General features: G+C 49.7%; 21 protein-coding genes. 1 reads left to right on the plus strand and 20 read right to left on the minus strand.

Annotated features, from left to right (window positions below; all coding sequences use genetic code 11):
* Positions 1 to 4: 4 nt before the first annotated feature.
* The gene (locus H8J70_RS12795) at positions 5 to 109 is read left to right on the plus strand and encodes an IS3 family transposase (protein WP_425489114.1); all 105 of its coding nucleotides are present in this window, start codon (positions 5 to 7) and stop codon (positions 107 to 109) included.
* 107 nt (positions 110 to 216) lie between these two features.
* Here H8J70_RS12795 and H8J70_RS00785 read toward each other — a convergent pair whose 3' ends face one another.
* The 20 genes from H8J70_RS00785 to H8J70_RS00880 form a co-directional block, all read right to left on the minus strand.
* Positions 217 to 990, minus strand: coding sequence for an IclR family transcriptional regulator (locus H8J70_RS00785; protein WP_186501860.1), 774 nt, complete (start codon positions 988 to 990; stop codon positions 217 to 219).
* A gap of 126 nt (positions 991 to 1116) precedes the next feature.
* Positions 1117 to 2523 carry an FAD-binding oxidoreductase gene (locus tag H8J70_RS00790; protein WP_186501861.1) on the minus strand — a complete coding sequence of 469 codons (1407 nt, stop codon included), beginning with the start codon at positions 2521 to 2523 and terminating at the stop codon, positions 1117 to 1119.
* Between the two features lie 85 nt (positions 2524 to 2608).
* Entirely contained in the window at positions 2609 to 3880 is a 1272-nt protein-coding gene (locus tag H8J70_RS00795) for an MFS transporter (protein ID WP_222433525.1), read from the minus strand.
* Positions 3881 to 4229: 349 nt separating this feature from the next.
* Positions 4230 to 5294, minus strand: coding sequence for an elongator complex protein 3 (locus H8J70_RS00800; protein ID WP_186501862.1), 1065 nt, complete (start codon positions 5292 to 5294; stop codon positions 4230 to 4232).
* Positions 5295 to 5335: 41 nt separating this feature from the next.
* Positions 5336 to 6049, minus strand: coding sequence for a ribonuclease III (rnc, locus tag H8J70_RS00805; protein ID WP_186501863.1), 714 nt, complete (start codon positions 6047 to 6049; stop codon positions 5336 to 5338).
* Between the two features lie 13 nt (positions 6050 to 6062).
* Positions 6063 to 7316: a beta-ketoacyl-ACP synthase II gene (gene fabF, locus H8J70_RS00810; RefSeq protein ID WP_186501864.1), complete on the minus strand. Its 1254-nt coding sequence runs from the start codon at positions 7314 to 7316 to the stop codon at positions 6063 to 6065.
* 32 nt (positions 7317 to 7348) lie between these two features.
* Complete coding sequence (locus H8J70_RS00815) at positions 7349 to 8305, minus strand: NAD(P)H-dependent flavin oxidoreductase (RefSeq protein ID WP_186501962.1); 957 nt, start codon at positions 8303 to 8305, stop codon at positions 7349 to 7351.
* A 76-nt stretch (positions 8306 to 8381) separates the two neighbouring features.
* A complete protein-coding gene (locus tag H8J70_RS00820; protein ID WP_186501865.1) occupies positions 8382 to 8627 on the minus strand; it encodes an acyl carrier protein in 246 nt (81 codons plus the stop codon).
* A 39-nt stretch (positions 8628 to 8666) separates the two neighbouring features.
* The gene (gene fabG, locus H8J70_RS00825) at positions 8667 to 9410 is read right to left on the minus strand and encodes a 3-oxoacyl-[acyl-carrier-protein] reductase (RefSeq protein WP_186501866.1); all 744 of its coding nucleotides are present in this window, start codon (positions 9408 to 9410) and stop codon (positions 8667 to 8669) included.
* 1 nt (position 9411) lies between these two features.
* A complete protein-coding gene (gene fabD / locus H8J70_RS00830; protein WP_186501963.1) occupies positions 9412 to 10353 on the minus strand; it encodes an ACP S-malonyltransferase in 942 nt (313 codons plus the stop codon).
* 19 nt (positions 10354 to 10372) lie between these two features.
* Positions 10373 to 11365, minus strand: a complete 993-nt coding sequence (locus H8J70_RS00835; protein WP_186501867.1) for a beta-ketoacyl-ACP synthase III — start codon at positions 11363 to 11365, stop codon at positions 10373 to 10375.
* Complete coding sequence (plsX, locus tag H8J70_RS00840) at positions 11349 to 12374, minus strand: phosphate acyltransferase PlsX (protein WP_186501868.1); 1026 nt, start codon at positions 12372 to 12374, stop codon at positions 11349 to 11351. Before plsX ends, H8J70_RS00835 begins: the two co-directional genes overlap by 17 nt.
* A gap of 14 nt (positions 12375 to 12388) precedes the next feature.
* On the minus strand, positions 12389 to 12934 hold the full coding sequence (gene fapR / locus H8J70_RS00845) for a transcription factor FapR (protein ID WP_186501869.1): 546 nt from the start codon (positions 12932 to 12934) through the stop codon (positions 12389 to 12391).
* Between the two features lie 148 nt (positions 12935 to 13082).
* Positions 13083 to 13313, minus strand: coding sequence for a YdbC family protein (locus tag H8J70_RS00850; protein ID WP_186501870.1), 231 nt, complete (start codon positions 13311 to 13313; stop codon positions 13083 to 13085).
* A 147-nt stretch (positions 13314 to 13460) separates the two neighbouring features.
* Complete coding sequence (locus H8J70_RS00855; RefSeq protein WP_186501871.1) at positions 13461 to 14291, minus strand: YitT family protein; 831 nt, start codon at positions 14289 to 14291, stop codon at positions 13461 to 13463.
* Positions 14288 to 14704: a RuvC family protein gene (locus H8J70_RS00860; RefSeq protein ID WP_186501872.1), complete on the minus strand. Its 417-nt coding sequence runs from the start codon at positions 14702 to 14704 to the stop codon at positions 14288 to 14290. The genes H8J70_RS00855 and H8J70_RS00860 overlap by 4 nt, the downstream gene beginning before the upstream one ends.
* 9 nt (positions 14705 to 14713) lie before the next feature.
* A complete protein-coding gene (locus H8J70_RS00865) occupies positions 14714 to 15958 on the minus strand; it encodes a DUF3084 domain-containing protein (RefSeq protein ID WP_186501873.1) in 1245 nt (414 codons plus the stop codon).
* Between the two features lie 141 nt (positions 15959 to 16099).
* Entirely contained in the window at positions 16100 to 17188 is a 1089-nt protein-coding gene (locus H8J70_RS00870) for an LptF/LptG family permease (RefSeq protein WP_186501874.1), read from the minus strand.
* A gap of 13 nt (positions 17189 to 17201) precedes the next feature.
* Complete coding sequence (gene lptB, locus H8J70_RS00875; RefSeq protein ID WP_186501875.1) at positions 17202 to 17921, minus strand: LPS export ABC transporter ATP-binding protein; 720 nt, start codon at positions 17919 to 17921, stop codon at positions 17202 to 17204.
* The gene (locus H8J70_RS00880) at positions 17921 to 18682 is read right to left on the minus strand and encodes an LptA/OstA family protein (protein ID WP_186501876.1); all 762 of its coding nucleotides are present in this window, start codon (positions 18680 to 18682) and stop codon (positions 17921 to 17923) included. The genes lptB and H8J70_RS00880 overlap by 1 nt, the downstream gene beginning before the upstream one ends.
* Positions 18683 to 18685 lie beyond the last annotated feature (3 nt).

Raw genomic sequence — 18685 nt, forward strand, 5'->3', positions numbered from 1 at the left:
TGCAATGATTGAAGATTACATTGGCTATTACAATACTAAGCGTTTACAGAGAAAACTGGGTGTAGTAACCCCGATGGAAAAGCACAATAACTATTACGTGGCAGCATAAAAACTGCCACCGGATATCGGTGGCAGTAATAAGTACATGTTTTATTTTTTGCTCTGTCTACTTGACGGGGAGCGGTTCATTCCGCCGGGAGCCGGTCTTTTGCAGTTTTATAAATAGCCAAGGTGCATACTGATTTCTTTTGCCTTAGCCTTTACTTTACGCTTAAGAAATCGAATATAGGAAATCGTCGCCTTGCTTGCCAAAAAACTGACGCTAATCGCTGCTACCACTTCTTTTTCCCTGTTATATACAGGTGCCGCCAAACAGCAGCCGCCAAGAATGTTGCCTTGGTTATCAAAGGCATAGCCGTAGCGGCGTACATGACGCAGCTCACGGTAAAGGCGTGTTTTATCCGTAAGAGTGTACGGCGTATACTGCTCCAGGTCTACATCATCAAGAAGTGCATGCAGTGTTTCATCAGGCACAGCAGCCAGCATGACCAGGCCACAGCCTGTTGCGTGGGCACCCAGTTTAAAGCCTAAATTGAGGACTGAACTGACGGCTTTTGCCGGTGCCTGTTTGCCAATAAAAACGGCAAAGCGCCCATCGCGGATGACTGCGTGCGTTGTTTCCCCGGTCTCCTTCTGCAGGTCCTGTATGCCCCGCGTCAATTCGACGGAAAAACTGGTTGTACTGATACATTGCGCTGCTAGTGAGAACAATGCGACGGCCGGATAATAGACCTTCCGCTCCGTGTCAAACTGCAGATAGCGTTTTTGGACGAGTTCCTGCAGTAAGTACGATAAGGAGCTTTTAGGAATACCCGACGCCTTTTGAATCATCGTAAACGTAGGCGCTTTTTCTGCCTGTACAACGATTTCCAATACATCCAACGCCCGGGCAGCAGAGCGGACAATAGGACTGTTGCCTGATTTTACCATAGATATCCTTCTTTCCTGAAGCACGACTACCTATTGTACACGTTTCGTATATGGAACCGCCCGTAGGGCTGCCCCACCAGAGAGGCGCCATACGGGCGGAGTCTTGTAACAGACGAAAAGATAAAATCAGTTGCCAAAATCAAAGATCTTGGACGGGTTGAGAATCAGGTTTGGATCCAAGGCTTTCTTGATGGCTTCCATCATGCCTAATTCAACCGGGTCTGTAAATTTCTTCATTTCTGCAATCTTACGCAGGCCAATGCCGTGTTCACCGGAGAGGCAGCCGCCTAAGCTGTATACGAAGGTGTACAGCGTGTCATGGTACTGAGGAATGATTTCATTCCATTTTTCCAGAGGCATATCCATTTTCATGGCGTTAACGTGAATATTGCCATCACCGATATGGGCAACAACGTTCGTCGTAATGCCATATTTTTCCTTGATTTCCGGCAATTTAGCTACGAGATCAGGAATCTTATCGATAGGAACTACGATATCTTCTGCCAGGAATACGCGGCTGTCGTTACGGGCAGCTTCGCCATTGCAATAGCGGGCATTCCAAATACGTTCGTCAGCTACGAGCGTTTCTGCAGCATGATTGTTCTGGCAAATTTCGTCAGCCGTAGCTACGCGGTTGTCCAGGTCATCCTGATCATAGGAATCAACCGTTACGATAATGTAGTTGCCATCTTCCTTCGAATACGGCAGTTCGAGACCGAGGAAACGTTCGGCACTCTGGATCGCTTCCGTGTTGAGGAATTCAATAGCCGTGGGCTGTACACCTGCTTTTTGCAGCTGGTTTGGTACGGCCAGGGCGTCGTTGACATTTTTGAAAATGCCGACCAAATCGAAGTGGAACGGAGCAATGGGGCGCAATTTGAGGCAGACTTTGGTGACGATACCCAGCGTACCTTCACAGCCGCAGATCAATTTTTCCAGCGCATAGCCGGTCGTATTTTTCTGTAACCGTTTGCCAACGCGGGTAATTTCACCGGTCGGGGTAACGATTTCCAGCCAATACACCTGATCGCGTGTCGTACCGTATTTAACAACACGGCTGCCGCCGGCGTTCGTAGAAATGTTGCCGCCGATTTCGCTGGATGCTTTGGAGCTCGGGTCACCGGCATAGTATAAACCGGCTGCTTTGGCAGCGGCCTGTACTTCTGTCGTAATAGTACCGGCTTCAGCAATCATATACAGGGCATCTGCATTGACTTCCAAGACTTTGTTCATCTTTTCCAGGCACAATACGATACCGTTGTAAACAGGAATAGCACCGCAGGCCAGGCTGCTGCCGCCGCCACGGGGTGTTACAGGAACCTTGTATTTGTTAGCCAGCTTCATGACGCCTGCTACTTGTTCCGTCGATTCCGGGAACACGACTACTTCCGGTGTATGGAAATAAATCGGGTTCGTTTCTTCGTCTGTCTTGAAGGTATCCAGTTTTTCCGGATCCACTGTCATGTTGTGCTTGCCCAAAAGTGCCAGCAGTTCATCCAATAATTCTTTTGAAACTTTGTTATAACGACTCATAAATACTGCCTCCTACGATTAAGTATGTTTTACTCTTATAGTATACATGTCTTTTCGTATTATTGCTATACTACTATGCAATATTTTATTCCATACCAATCTTTTTATTATAGTTGATCAAGGCCGGTAATACACCCAGAGCGACAGCCAGGCCTACGAAGAGCATCAGAGCCCAGTAGTAGCTGCCCGTTGCACCTACGATCAAACCAACGACGATCGGCACAATGGCCCCGCCCAGGTTACCAAACATATTCATAGCACCGCCAACGGCACCACTGTGCTTACGGTCAGAGCACAGTGCCGGCAGAGACCAGTAGAGGCAGCCGCACCATTTTTCAAAGAACATGGCGATGGATAAGAACGCTACGGCAATATACACATTCGTAGCTGCCGAAAGGAGATACATTGGAATGGCAATGCAGATGCCCAGAATCGGGAACAGACGACGCATGATCTTATTGCTGTCGGCTGCGTTTTGGCGCCATTTATCGGTTAAGGTACCGCCGACGATTTCGCCTAATACACCGATCATGTAAATGACGAAGATGGCTCCGCCTAAGCCTTTAATATCCAGGCCGTGTGTTGCATGGAGGTATAAGGCACCCCAGGTCATAAGGCCATACCAGAACGAGTCATAGGCACCAAAGCCGAGGCACAGGCTCCAGAAGCTGCGCGACGTCAGGTATTTGCCAAGGGTCGTACCGGAAGAAGCCGTTCCATCCTCTGCTTGCGCAGCTGTCATGGATTCGGCATCTTCTTCTTCAAAGGCTTTCCGTAAATATTCCCGTTCTGCTTCGTTGCAGCGCGGGCTGTTTTCCGGCGTATGAGCCATAAGCGGCTTGCAGGCAATAACGACGAGGATTGTCAAAACGCCGGCTGCCATGAGGGCACCGCGCCAGCCATCGAGAAAGGCCACGAATAACGCACAGAGCGGAGCACCAATGGCATTGCCTACGGCAGAACCGGAATCGAGCAGGGCTGACCCTTTGCCACGTTCATTCTTCGTCAGCCATACAGACTGCAGTTTGCCACCGGCCGGATAAATCGGTGCTTCCGATACACCGAGGAGGGCACGGACGACAATAAAGAGTGTACTGCTCGTAATAAAACCCGTAATAATCTGGAATACGCCCCAAAGGACACCTGTACCAACGATTACCTTCCCGGGCTGCACTTTATCGCAAAGCCAGCCACAAGGGATCTGCATCAATACATAGCCCCAGAAGAACGCACTAAAAATGACGCCGACCATTTCCGGAGAAAAGCCCAAATCGGACTGAATAGACGGCATGAGGACGGAAATAACCGCCCGGTCTACATAGTTAATAGAACAGAGAATGAAGATTGCAATAAACACTTGCCACCGCACATTGGTGGGCTTTTCGACTAATGTATTCGTTTTGGGATCAATAGATGCCCTACGAAAACCTCCTCTACCGAAAAAAAATATCGGCAGCAGCCATCGTTGCTGTCATATATAGTCAACAGTCTTATATCCGGATTCTAAGAACTGTTGCCCTAGTCGTTTGTTCCATATATTGAACTTAATTCTCTATTCTGAATTTTTTTATAAGGAGTCCGTTTCTGCGAACTCCTTATATACCATATCGTTCTTCATGCTTGTATTCTAGCACTCACCAAGCATTACGTCAACGCATATCGTCTTTCTATTTTGTCATGGATAAAAATTATCCTTTGCTTTCACGTTATCCTTCTGTATTTTTACACTGTACGGTCCCGGCAGATGTTTCGATGTGATACTCCCTATTTGCCGTTCTGACCGCTATGGTTCCTTCAGGCAGACCGTTATCCTCCTGCCAGGTAAAGCTTCGTTTATATCGCAGTGCCGCGCGTTTTACCGTTACCTTATGATAGCCCCGCGTGCGACTTATGTCGTGGCGGTTACAGGCAATAGCCATAACCTGGTCTGCCACCGTATCGAGAACGGAAAAAAGCTGCTTTTGATAGCGTTTCGTATCGACGAGTTCCCCCATGGCCGGCGTGTAAGCGCCGCCGAGTACCTGGGACGGATCGTCTAAATCGCACGTCGCCTGCAGGCCCGTACGGATAACCGGAATCCCTGTTTCCAGGAAACGCTGCTTCATATAGGCGGCACGCTGCACGCCTTCATGGATGGAAAGAGGCCTGTAGTCCCCTTGCTTATAGGATTCGGCCAGCTCTGTACCGTCAATGACGGCTACAGGGTAAATGCGAGCCAGATCCGGCTTAAGGCGGCAAATAGCAGCCGTCGTCCGTACGAGACTGGCCCGGTCTTCACCTGGCAGGCCGGGCATGAGCTGATGGCCTACAGTAAAGCCGGCAGACCGCAAGAGGCACGTTGCCCGGACGACATCGTCTGCCGAATGGCCCCGTTTTGCCTTATTTAACACCACTGCGTCCATAGATTGCACACCCAGTTCCACAATGGTCAGGCCATACTGTGAAAGCCGTTGCAGCGTCTCTGGCGTAATGCAGTCAGGACGGGTAGAGCAGCGGATGGCGGCAATGCGCCCTTGATCGAGCGCTTCCTTGGCAGGGGCCAAAAGTTCTTCTTGCAGGGCTGCCGGTATGGCTGTAAAGCTGCCCCCATAAAAGGCAACTTCCCAATGGCGCTGCTCCTGTACGCCCTCTGTATAGCGTGCAATCTGGGCAGCCACACTTGCTGCCCTGGGCACACCTTGGTGGCCCGTAATCCGCCACTGATTACAAAAAACACAGCGGTAGGGACAACCAATATGGGGAATAAAAATGGGAATGATGGAAGTTTTCATCGTCTGCCTCCAAAAAAAAGATGCGGCCCAGGCCGCATCTTTTACTGTATGACGTGGAGCCGCTTCAGCGCTTCCTGCGCTGCATGCTGTTCTGCGTCCTTTTTCGTTTTTCCTTTACCTTCACCTAACGCCTTGCCGTTCACAACGACCTGCATATAAAAGGTCTTGTCATGATCCGGCCCTTCTTCCCGGCAAAGTTCGTACGTAATATCCTGTTCACCATCTTGCTGGACATATTCCTGAAATAGGGTTTTGTAATCTTTGCCATATTGACCGCTGGCGACGAGATCCAAATAGCCTTTCAGCTGATGCAAAATAAAGACACGTGCCGCTTCGTACGAGTGATCGATGTACAAAGCACCGACGACGGCTTCAAAAACATCGGCCAGAATACTGACCCGCGTGCGCCCGCCAGAGCGCTGTTCGCCTCGACCCATGAGCATATAGTCCCCTATATGATAGCCGCCAAATACGGCAGCCAGTGGCGTTTCGCTGACGACACTGGCCCGGGCTTTGGAAAGCTCGCCTTCGGGCATTTCCGGATAATGAAGAAATAAATATTCCCCAATAACCAGGTCAAGAATGGCATCACCCAGGAATTCCAGCCGTTCGTTATGATGGGCGTGAGCCTTTCTATTTTCGTTCACATACGAGGAATGTGTCAGTGCCGCATCGAGAAGGCGGAGATCATGGAACTCCGGTAATCCTAATAAGGCGATACATTCTTCGAGCTGTTGTTTTCTTTCTGGTTTCATCAATACACTTCTTCTAGGCTTCGTATTTCTTGAACAGGAGGGTTGCATTATGACCGCCAAAACCGAAGGAATTAGAAATAGCTACTTTTACATCAGCAGCTACAGCCTGACCAGGTACGTAGTTCAAACCGATTTCTTTCAATTCATCTTCCGGTTCTTCCAGGTTAATTGTCGGATGTACCTTGCCTGTTTCAATCGTCATAGCGCAAGCAATGGCTTCGACAGCGCCGGCAGCACCAAGCAAATGACCGGTCATGGATTTCGTCGAGCTGACGAGCAGTTCTTTGGCATGATCACCAAAAACGCGGGCAACGGCTTTGGATTCATTTAAGTCATTAAGGTGCGTCGACGTACCATGGGCGTTGACATAATCGACATCTTCCGGTTTGAGGCCTGCATCATCAATGGCAAGCTTCATGCATTTAGCCTGCTGAATGCCTTCCGGCGCAGGTGCCGTAATGTGATAGGCATCGGCATTGCTGCCATAGCCGGCTACTTCACAATAAATGTGGGCACCGCGTTTTTTTGCATGTTCCAGTTCTTCCAGAACGACAATGCCGGCACCTTCACCCATGACAAAGCCATCGCGGTCTTTGTCGAAGGGACGGGATGCATGGGCAGGATCATCATTACGCGTGCTCAAGGCTTTCATAGCAGCAAATCCGGCAACGGCACCGGGAGAAACAGCGGCTTCTGTACCACCGGCTACAGCTGCATCCAATTCACCGCGCTGAATCATGCGGCAGGCGTCACCAATAGAGTTCGTACCGGTTGCACAAGCGGTTACGACGCTGGCACAATGGCCTTTCAAACCAAAGACAATGGATACCTGGCCGGAAGCCATGTTGCCGATCATCTTAGGCACAACAAAGGGGTTGACCCGGGACGGACCCTTTTCAAAGAGGCCTTTATAGAGATTGTGCAGCGTTTCCATGCCGCCAATCCCTGTACCAACGACCGTACCGATACGATCGCGATCTTCTTCATCCAGATTGATTTTCGAATCATCCAATGCCAGTTTGGCAGCAGCTACGGCATACTGTGTAGAAACATCCATGTGACGTGCTTCTTTACGATCAATGCCAAAGCTGGAAATATCGAAATCCTTCACTTCTCCGGCAATGCGTGCTGCATATTCCGATGCGTCAAAATGAGTAATCGGACCTATCCCGTTCTTGCCGGCCAGGAGGGCATCCCAAAAGGAATCTTTACCTATTCCTACAGGAGAAACAACTCCTAACCCGGTAATTACTACGCGTTTTTCCAAAATATTCACCTCATCCAAAAAAAATGTCATCTTTAGTCGGGAATCGCATCGGTTTCCCGTTTCAAATATGCAAAGATTTCCTTAACCGTCAGGATTTCATGAATTTCCTGCATCCGCCGGCCGGAAAAGACCAGACCTGTTTCTACATCGCCTTGCTGTGCCCGTGTGAGGGCCCGGATAATACAATATTTATGACTGCATTTGCGCAGGCAGTGGTCACACATGATAGGCTTCGGCGCCGTTCCCAGCAATACGCGTTCCGAAAAGGGCGTACGGATTGCCTGGCCCGGCAGTCCGACCGGACTATGCACGAGTATATAATCTTCGGGCTTATTAGCGCGAAGATATACTTTCTTTAATTCTTCAGAACCATTTGATTCGACACTGGCAGCAAAACGGCTGCCCATCTGTACCCCATTGGCACCGAGGCGGAGCATTTCTGCAATGTCTTCGCCGTGTAAAATACCACCGGCACCAATAACCGGAATATCAACGGCAGCCCGTACTTCCGGCACAATGAGCCGGCTCGAACGATTTGTGCCCAGATGCCCGCCTGCTTCCGCGCCTTCAACGACGACGGCGGCAGCGCCGAGGTTCTGGGATATTTTAGCTAGTTTGGCAGAGGAGACAATCGGTACAATGGCTGTGCCCGAGGCTTTTCCCCAGGCAAACATGTCCCGCGAAAAACCTGCTCCCGCTACAACTAAGTCGATTCCTTCTTCAATTGCCGTCATTACAATCCCTTTAAAATCCTGGGCTGCAACCATGGCATTTATACCAATAATTCCGTTCGGTGCCAGTTTTCTGGCCAAACGGATTTCATATCTGATTTCATCGTATGGCATGCCGGAAATGGCAATCAGGCCTATACCGCCTTCATTTGCTACAGCAGCTGCTAAGCGGGCAGTGGACAAACGTATTGCCATGCCTCCCTGAATGATTGGCACTTTGGCTACAAGCTTACCTATACGTAATTCTGGCAGCTTCACTATGGTTTCCTCCATTCAAGATACCGTTTGGGAAAAGGACAGGCGTCCTTCCCCCATCCGGATCTTTTTTGCATACTTACGCTTTCTTTTCCTTTTCGATGTACTCCACTGTATCTTTAACAGTTTTGATTTTTTCTGCAACATCGTCAGGGATTTCGATATTGAATTCTTCTTCGAAAGCCATAATCAGTTCTACGATGTCCAAGGAATCAGCGCCTAAATCGTCAATATAAGCAGCGTCCATCTTGACTTCTTTTTCGTCAACACCCAGCTGTTCTACAACGATACTTTTTACTTTTTCAAAAGTTGCTTCTTCGCTCATTTCCAATTCACCCCCTTTCAATATCCTATTTTTATTATATTACATTACCATGCCGCCGTCCACGTTGAGGACTTGTCCCGTAATATACGACGACGCATCCGATACGAGGAAGAGTACGGCTTGTGCCACGTCTTCAGCAGTAGCTGCGCGGCCCAAGGGAATGGAACGTAGCATTTCTTCACGTGCTGCTTCCGTCAGTACGGCGGTCATATCCGTTTCGACGTACCCCGGAGCAACAGCGTTTACACGGATATTCCGTGACGCCAATTCTTTGGCAACGGCTTTAGTAAAGCCCAGGATCCCTGCTTTGGCAGCGGCGTAGTTTGCCTGGCCGGCATTCCCCGTTTCACCAACGACAGAGGAAAGATTGACAATAGCGCCATGCCGCTGTTTCATCATCAGCTTCGATACAGCCTTGGTGCAGTGGTATACGCCTGTCAGGTTGGTATCGAGAACATCCTGCCAGTCTGCCGCTTTCATACGCATGAGCAGGCCATCGCGGGTGATACCGGCATTATTTACGAGGATATCGACAGAGCCAAACTGGTCTTTCACAGTCTTTACCATATCCGTAACAGCAGTTTCATCGGCTACGTCACACTGCAGGGCCAGTACCTGGACGCCCTGATCCTGGACGAGTTGTTTCGTTTCTTCTGCTGCTGCCGTATTGCCGGCATAAATAATGGCAACGTTAGCCCCGGCTTTTGCCAGAGCCAGTGCAACGGCTCTGCCAATGCCACGCGAACCGCCTGTGACAATCGCTGTTTTACCCGTTAAGAGCATTTTATCTAACCCCCTGGAAAAATTCAAGTGTTTTCTGTAAGGATGGTATATCTTCTACGTTTTCACTATGGATTTTACGGTCAATCTTGCGGTTAAAGCCACAAATTGTTTTACCCGGTCCTACTTCGACGAAGGTTTCAGCGCCAAAGGCCTGCATCGTATGCGTGCAATCAATCCAGAGTACCGGACTGGCTGCCTGTTTGACCAGTGCTTCTTTAATTTCAGCAGCAGCCGTTTCCATTTTCGCATTGACGTTGGCAACAACCGGAATGGCAGCATCGTGAATCGTAATCGAATCGAGTACTTCTGCCAACCGTTTGGCTGCCGGTTCCATCAAGGAACTGTGGAAAGGTGCGCTCACATGGAGCAGAACGGCCCGTTTGGCACCAGCTGCTTTCAGCGCTTCTACGGCTGCTTCAACGGCCTTGGACGCGCCGGCAATAACGGTCTGGCCCGGGCAGTTGAAGTTTACTGCCTGAACGACACCGCCCTGCGCAGAAATATCGGCACAAATGGCCTTGATTTTTTCATCGTCGAGACCGAGGATAGCAGCCATACCGCCTTCACCAAGGGGTACTGCTTCCTGCATAAACTGGCCACGCAGCCGGACTGTACGGACGGCATCGGCAAAGCTCAGGGAGCCTGCTGCCACGAGAGCAGAGTATTCACCCAGGCTGTGACCGGCAACGATATCCGGTGTTACACCTTCCTGTGCCAGAACACGGCAGCAGGCTGTGCTGGCCGTCAGGATAGCCGGCTGCGTATTGCTGGTCTGCATAAGATCTTCGTCCGGTCCTTCAAAAATCAGCTTCGTCAGAGAAAAGCCTAAGGCATCGTCTGCTTCTTCAAAAAGCTCTTTTACGACGGCATAGTTTTCATACAGATCCTTTACCATGCCTACCTTTTGGGCTCCCTGACCAGGAAATACAAATGCTGTTTTCATCATGGTCACCTCAATCCAATCAATACCACTTCATTACGACGCTGCCCCACGTAAGGCCGGCACCAAAGCCTGCCAGGCAGACAATATCACCACGTTTGATCATGCCCGTACGAACGGCTTCATCCAACGCGATGGGGATAGAAGCACCTGATGTATTGGCATACTTTTCTATATTTACATATACTTTTTCCATCGGCACCTGCAAGCGGCGGGCTGCCGATTCGATAATGCGGATATTGGCCTGGTGCGGTACGAGGACATCGATGTCTTCTTTCGTCAGCTCCGCCCGTTCGAGCGCCAGTTCGGCTGCATGGGGCATGGCCTTTACAGCAAACTTATAGACTTCTTTACCGTCCATAATGGCCAGCGCAGAGCCGTCTTCCCGGCGGGCGTCGGTCATAGGCTGGGCAATACCGCTGCGAATAGTCAGGAAATCACCGCCCGTACCGTCTGCGCCCATAGCACCACCAAGGATACCATAGCCGGAGGGTACACGGCCGATGACAGCGGCACCGGCACCATCGCCAAAGAGGACGCACGTAGCACGGTCCTTCCAGTTGATGACGCGGCTCAATACTTCTGCGCCAATGACCAGGACATGATTATACATGCCATTTTCAATCATTTGGGAAGCGATAATAGAGCCATAGGCAAAGCCGGAGCAGGCCGCTTCCAAATCAAAAGCAGCTGCATGGACGGCGCCTAATTTAGCCTGTACCATGCAAGCCGTACTCGGCAGCGTGAGGTCCGGAGTCAGCGTGCAAACGATGATCAGGTCCAAATCTTCCGCTTTGACATTGGCAGCTTCCAGCGCCTGCTGTGCAGCTTCAATAGAGAGATCGGACGTATTCACACCTTCAGGTGCTACATGACGGGCACCGATGCCGGTGCGCGTACGAATCCATTCATCAGACGTATCCAGGAAGGTTTCCAAATATTCATTGGTCCAAACCTGATCGGGAACGCTATGACCTGTCCCGAGAATACCTGCCGGATTAGCTTTCACTATCATACTGTTCTACCTCTTCTTCCTCTATACTGGTGCGGATGTGTCCGGTTACGTCTTGTTCGACCAGTTCACCTGCCACGCGTATAGCATTCTTAATGGCTTTTGCTTTGGAACTTCCGTGGCAGATAATGAAACTGCCATTTACCCCTAAGAGCGGCGCACCACCGTATTCGGTGAAATCAAGCTGTTTCTTCAAGGATTTCAAGGCCGGGTAAATAGCCATGGCACCTAGCTTAGCAATAAAGCCGCTTCGTTTTATGGCATCGCGGACGAGCTGGTAAATGAACATGCCCAGTCCTTCACCAAATTTCAAGATAACATTGCCGACAAAGCCATCGCAGACGACGACATCGACCGTACCATTCGGTATATCACGGCCTTCGACATTGCCATAAAAAGATATGGTTTTCAGTTTTTCCAACAAGGGATAGGTCTGCTGGCAGAGCTCATTGCCCTTGGTTGCTTCCTCCCCGATATTGAGCAAGCCAATTTGCGGCTTCTCTATACCGAGGATATATTTGGCATAATGCGAGCCCATAATGGCCGCTTCTACCATATGCTTAGGCTTGCTATTAGAGTTGGCACCCGAGTCGAGGAGAACCGTGATTCCCCGTTTCGACGGAATCGGCGTCGCGATGCAGGGCCGTTCAATGCCCTTAATTCGTCCCAGGCCCAGGAGAGCCGCGGCTACGGCGGCACCAGTACTGCCTGGTGCTACGACGGCATCGCACTTGCCATCCCGCGCGAGACGGGTGGCTACGACGATGGACGCATCCTTTTTCTTGCGGATGGCCTGTGCCGGGTGTTCGCCCATTTCTATGACTTCACTGGCGTGTGCAATAGAAAGGCGCTCACTTTCTTTTACGTGCTGGTCTTGCAGCACCTTGCGTATTTTTGTTTCATCGCCCACGAGGACGACGTCAAGCTTATATTCTTTTACGGCATTGATAGCGCCGATGACAACCTCTTCTGGCGCATAATCGCCGCCCATAGCGTCTACAGCTATTTTCATTTACTATCGCTCCGTTATTCTAAAGATTCCACGATAAACTTCGCGCGAAACACTTCTTTCGCGTTTTTGCGTATCTTTACCCACACGTAATATTTCTGATCACGCTGCCGGATGACTTCTGCCCTTGCTACGAGCCTGTCTCCGCCGGTTACGGGCTGTTTATATTTAAGATTCGCTACTGCAATGATACATACAGGCAAATTCAGGACCGCTTTGGTCAGTGAATCAGCCTGTGCGTAGAGGTAACGGGACTGCACAATGTGTGCTGCATCCAGCATATCCTCTGTGGCCGTCATGATGGAAATCGCATCCTTGCCGGGATTACATTCAATCAGGTCGCCCATGACCTCTGTCCGGCGTGCCTGCGCCTGCTGTGCTGCTTCAGCACGCTGTTTAATCCGTATACGCAGTTCCGGAATACCCAAGGCCATGCGATCCAGTCGGATCGTCGCTATGCTGACGGAGAATTCCTCGGCCAGTTCTTCATCGTTAATGAACGGATTTTCTTCAATCCGGCGAGCTAGTAGTGCATGTCTTTTCTCTCTGGCTATACGAACCATTCCATCACCTTAAAAAATTATGACCAAGTATTAATAGTACATACAACAGAGATTATATAATGTTTCTGCTGGTTTGGCAAGGAAAAATAAAAAGTATGCTTCCATCCTGTTCCTCTGGTGAACCTGAGAAAGCATACTTCACACTCCTTTAGTACTTATCAAAATCCATGTTATCCAAGATGTTTTTCAATTCGATCAGTTCATCCTTCGTCAAGGTGATACCCTTCGTCATGGCCTGATAATCAGGGTCCCACGACCGCAGGTCAAACTTTGCCGGCCGGTTGTTCCAGCTGATATAGGTCAATTGTTTATGCCAGCCATCCTTGTTTTCGGACAGTGTACCGCAAATATCTTCAATGTTGAAATTTAATTGTGCCACTCTGATTCCTCCTGTTCTTGGAAAATGAGACATTCTCCACATTGCTTATATATATTTTATATAACTTTTATATGCAATTATTTAATATGATAAGGCATATAGGACTTCCCTGTCAACTACCGGAAGGGTCCCTCCCGTTCAGGGACTTTACTTTTTCCGCTTAAACAGGCCGCCCTGCGTTTCCCGGATATCAAAGGTCGTAATGAACGCCTGAGGGTCAATATGCTTTACCGTATCCTGGACTTTCGTAATTTCCAAACGCGAAACGACACAGTATAAAATCAGCGTTTTGTGCCGGGAATAGGCGCCTTCCCCGTGCAGTAAGGTAACCGCACGGCCCAGGTCCTGGGTAATCGTGCGGGCGACTTCGTCATGCTTCGCCGTAACGATAAAGAGGCCTTTCATTTCATCGAGGCCGTTGACAACGATATCGATCATCTTGTACGCAATAAAGTAGGCGACAAGAGAGTACATGGCGCTGTCGACACCAAAGACGAACCCTGCCGAGCCAAGAATGAAAAGGTTGAAAAACATGACGATTTCACCGACCGAAAAGGGCGATACCTTTTCGGCAATGATGGCCAAGATTTCTGTCCCATCAAGAGAACCGCCCCAGCGGATGATGAGGCCGACACCGATACCCATGATCATACCGCCGAAAATGGTCGATAAAAAGGGATCTGCCGTCATGGGTTCCCAATGGACCATACTGCTCCATACGGACAGGCAGAAGACCGAAAACAGCGAAGAAATCGTAAAATGCAGGCCTATCTTGTGATAGCCAAAAATAAAAAAGGGTATATTTAAAGCGACGATGAAAACGCTGAAGGAAATGCCCGTAAGGTGGGCCGCCATCAGCGCAATACCGACAACGCCGCCATCAATGACATGGTTTGGTACGAGAAACACATTGAGCCCGAAGTTATAAATAAAAGCCCCTACGGCCAGGCCTAACGCGTGTAATAGGTGTGAAATCATGTAACCCCTCCTTGTGAATGTAAATACCGCAGCCCAATAATACAGGCCACGAAATCATCCACCGGTTCAGGAGGATACTGCAGTGAAAGTGGAACCAGACGACGCCAGCCGTGACGTGGCGTATACTTCCAATACAGTTTACGTCCTTCTACGGTGGTAAATTTTTCGTCAATAAGTGAAAAGGTAATCTCCGGATGATGCGTACGTATCCAGGCTTCTGCCACAGGCTGCAGATGACGGTGATTGGTCCCGTCACCCATGACGATATGGGAAAAAGGATGGTGTGCGTATTGCCTCGTCAAATGCTCTGCCAACGTGCCCGTAGGCACAATCTGACGGCTCACGAGGCTGCCATCTTCCCTTAGGATAGCCGTACCGGTCTTTTCCGACCCCGGATCGATAGCAAATAGCATGGGCACCTCCTATTGTCCCGCATAGGAGCGGACAATAATGTCAATATTAAGCGGTCCGGCTGTATAAATATCTGTCGAGGCCACGGCCCGCAAAATGATATCACCGTTGCCGCTGGCCTTGATCCGCTGGATCGTGTCAAACATTTCAGCCGCCGTAAGGGAGCCGATATTCCCTGTCAGCGGATCCGGCAGAACGCCGCGCTTGACAGCCTGCTGGTTGACTTCGTGGAGGAAACGGAATACCTGATATTCCGCGCTGCCGCTTACATCCTGGGCCTGCAAATGTTCTTCATATACCAGTTCTTCCCGATGGTACACGAGCTTATTATCAAACAATTCGAAGTGAACCATGGCCGGTTCGCCCAAAATGATATTACCGGCTGCTACGATACGCACGAGCTTGCTGCCCTGCGGTGCATCGTGCAGCGCTGTAATGGTCTGGTCTATTTCATCCTGGGAGATATAGAGGACCACAGCGTTCTGGTTTTGAATGCCCAGCTGATCACGGATACGTGCGTTCGTCTGGGAAAGGAGCTTGCCCAATTCGGTGCGCAAGACCTCTTCGTCCTGCCCATTTTGAATCACTACGCTCGAAAGGACCTCCCCGACGCGGAATAAGACCTGTCCTTCACGGATATCGGTCATTTTCTGGTTCAACAGCTTGATCCGTTCATCCAGCTTGCCTATCGTTTCCGTCATGCGGGCCTGTGTCTGTTCCAGCTCTTTATTTTCTGAATTGAGCTGATCATTACGGGCCATCATTTCGTCGCGGGCTACCTGGACTATGGTCAGCTGGCGGCTCATATCATCGCGGGCCGCCTGGGTCTGCTGCAGGTCCAGCTGGGTCATACGGATCCGCTCGTTGGCATCGGTAAGCTGTTGTTCCTGCTTTTGCAGCAACTCTTCATTTTTTGCCAAGAGAGCATTTTTTTCCTCCATTTCCAGGCCTAATTCTTTAGCCTGTTGTAAAAGTTTATCCTTCTGCTGTTCCAATTCAGCCTTTTGCAGCTGCAGCTGATGCATGCCAAACAAGGCAATGCGGACATTTTGTGAAAGAACGGACATAACACCTAAGGTAACGGCAGAAATGCTGACTCCGGTGATAATGGTAATCAGGATGGATGAATATTTCGGCCGCAGGCCAAATAATTTTATTTTTCTTTTCCCTACACGGGAGCCTATCTTATCGCCAAGATAAGCAATGATTCCGCCCATCACGGCGAGAACCAATAACATGACCCAGCCGAATTCCATAGTCGCACCTCCATTCTTTTTATCATTATATCATAGGATACTATATAACAGGTGTAGAAAATAAAGCAAATTGAAAAATAAATAAAAAAGGAGAGTGACCAGTACGGCGGCCCTTGAGTCCAGTACTAATCACTCTGAATATCACTTTGATTTGCGATATACCAGTACAATCCCGGCAATGCCACACACAATATCCGGCAGGAACGCCGCCAAATAGGCCGGGATTTTACCGCCATTGCCCAAGGCATTCCCAAGCGTCATGATGGTGTAGTAAATGAAGATAACGACGACACTGATGCCGAAACCAATAGATGAACTGCCCCGCTGCTTTTGCATCCCCAAGGGGGCGCCGACAATGGCACAAACCAAGCTGGCCATCGGCATGGCGAAGCGGTTATACATTTCTACTTTCATCTTATTCGTATCGACAGCATTTTCATCGAGCAGCTTAATCTGGTCGCGCAGCTCACGAATCGTCATTTCATCCGGTTTCTTCTGCGATTCACTAATGCGGTTCGGCCGCTGGGAAATCGGTAACTCCTGGTTCTGGAAGGTCATTTGCCGCGTCACCTGGTCCCCGACAGACACGTCGTAAATGATGCCCTGGTGCATTACCCATTTGGTGCCATTCCAATCGGCATAATCGGCCTTTTCCACACGCATGAGCTTATCGTTTTCAAACTCCTGTACCGTAATATCCCGCAGTTGTTTCACATTTGAATCATACTGACGGGCATACATGAGACTGTTAATATCGTGACCCTTGACATCCTTGAGAATGATGTGGTCCTGCGTCGTCGGTGCTACCTTATGCTTGATTTCCTGATCGATAATCGTGTTATACGCATTATTAGCCCGTGGTACGACGTATTCATTAAAAGCCGTCGTGCCCAAGGAAATGAGGAGGGCTGCCACGAAAATAGGCATGGCCAGGCGGATGAAATTCTGGCCGCCCGTACGCATGACGATCATTTCACTGTTACCGGAAAGCTTGCCAAAGGCCATGAGAGAACCGAGCAGTACCGACATGGGGAAGGTTACGACAATAATGGACGGCAACGCCAGAACGAGGACACGGAAGGCATCCCACATAGACGCGCCATACTGATTGATCAGGTTGGCTATCCGGTACAGCGTGCCCGTACCGATGAAGACTGCCGTAAAAGCACAGACGCCAAACAGAAACGGACCAATAAATTCTTTTAGTACATATTTATCTAGTATTCTCATTCAATTCCCCTTGTTACATGGTAAACTCTTCACCTAAATAGAATTTCTTCGCCACTGGGTTGTTGGCAATGAATTCCGGAGAGCCTTCGAGAAGAATCTGCCCCTCATTCAAAATATATGCTTTATCGACAATGCTCAGTGTTTCCCGGACATTGTGGTCCGTAATGAGTACGCCAATCCCCCGGTCTTTCAAATGGCTGATGATTTCCTGAATATCATTGACGGCCAACGGGTCAATGCCGGCGAAGGGTTCATCCAGCAGGATGAAGGCCGGATCCATGACGAGACAGCGGGCGATTTCTACACGCCGCCGTTCGCCACCGGACAACTGTATGCCCAGCCGGTCGCGCAGCTTGGTGATAGTAAATTCCTCCATCAGCGATTCTGCCTTTTCGTGCTGCTCTTTTTTAGAGAGCTTCGTCGTTTCCAGCATGGACAGCAGATTATCTTCTACAGTCATCTTGCGAAAAATAGACGCTTCCTGCGGCAAATAGCCCAGGCCATAAGCAGCCCGCTTATGAATTGGCAGATTCGTGATGTCGTGATCGTCAATGTAGATAGTACCTTCCGTCGGATGTTCGATACCCACAATCATATAGAAGGTCGTCGTTTTACCGGCACCATTGGGCCCGAGCAGACCGACAATACTCCCTTGGTCAACGTGGATACTGACCTTATTTACCACGTTGCGGTCTTTATACGTTTTGATGAGATCGTTCGTCTGGATATACATTATTTCCCCTGTTCTTCGCTACCTGGTATAAATACGACAGTCGACCGGCCATTGGACTGGACGGAATTGTCGGCCAGGTGTACTTCTACATCGTTACCGGAGAGCTGATTGCCATTTTGCGTGGCATAGACGTTCCCGGTCATGTGGATAATGCCGTTCTGCTGGCCCGGCGTCTGCGTATACACGGCTTTGTTACCATAGGCCGTTAAGCCGTCTGCCGGTGATTCGATGTGTACATTACCCGTACCGACGGCCCGGATTTCTTTGAACCAGCCATCAATATGATCTGCCCACATCTGGGATCCCTGGGCTTCAAGGTAGCCGTGGCCTGTTACGATGCCATGATCCTTATCCAGGTAGTATTCTACTTTATCACCATTGACTTTTTTGTCGCCATATACACCTTTGACATTGCCTGTAGCGACGAGATAATTCTGGTTTGTCGAATGCAGGGTTTCAGAGGTCATATGCATATCCGGCTGCTGAGCAGTTACGTTCCCTTGCATATCTGCTTCAGCCGTCTTCAGGTTATACGTAGCTACATCGCCGGTGAGCGTTGCCTGATCACGGACAATGACGACATTGCCCGTAGCCTTTGCCACCTGTGTTTTGCCATTGTATTCCAATTTATCAGCCGTCACGGAAACGGAAGGATTGCTATTGCCAGCGTTGTTATCTGCTGCTAAGGAAGCGGCAGCAGGCAGAATCAGGGCGCCGGCCAGTGCAGCTGCTACTAATTTCGTGCGTAAATTCTGTTTCATGCT

The sequence above is a fragment of the Megasphaera hominis genome (genome assembly GCF_014269395.1).
Taxonomy (GTDB): Bacteria; Bacillota; Negativicutes; order Veillonellales; family Megasphaeraceae; genus Megasphaera; species Megasphaera hominis.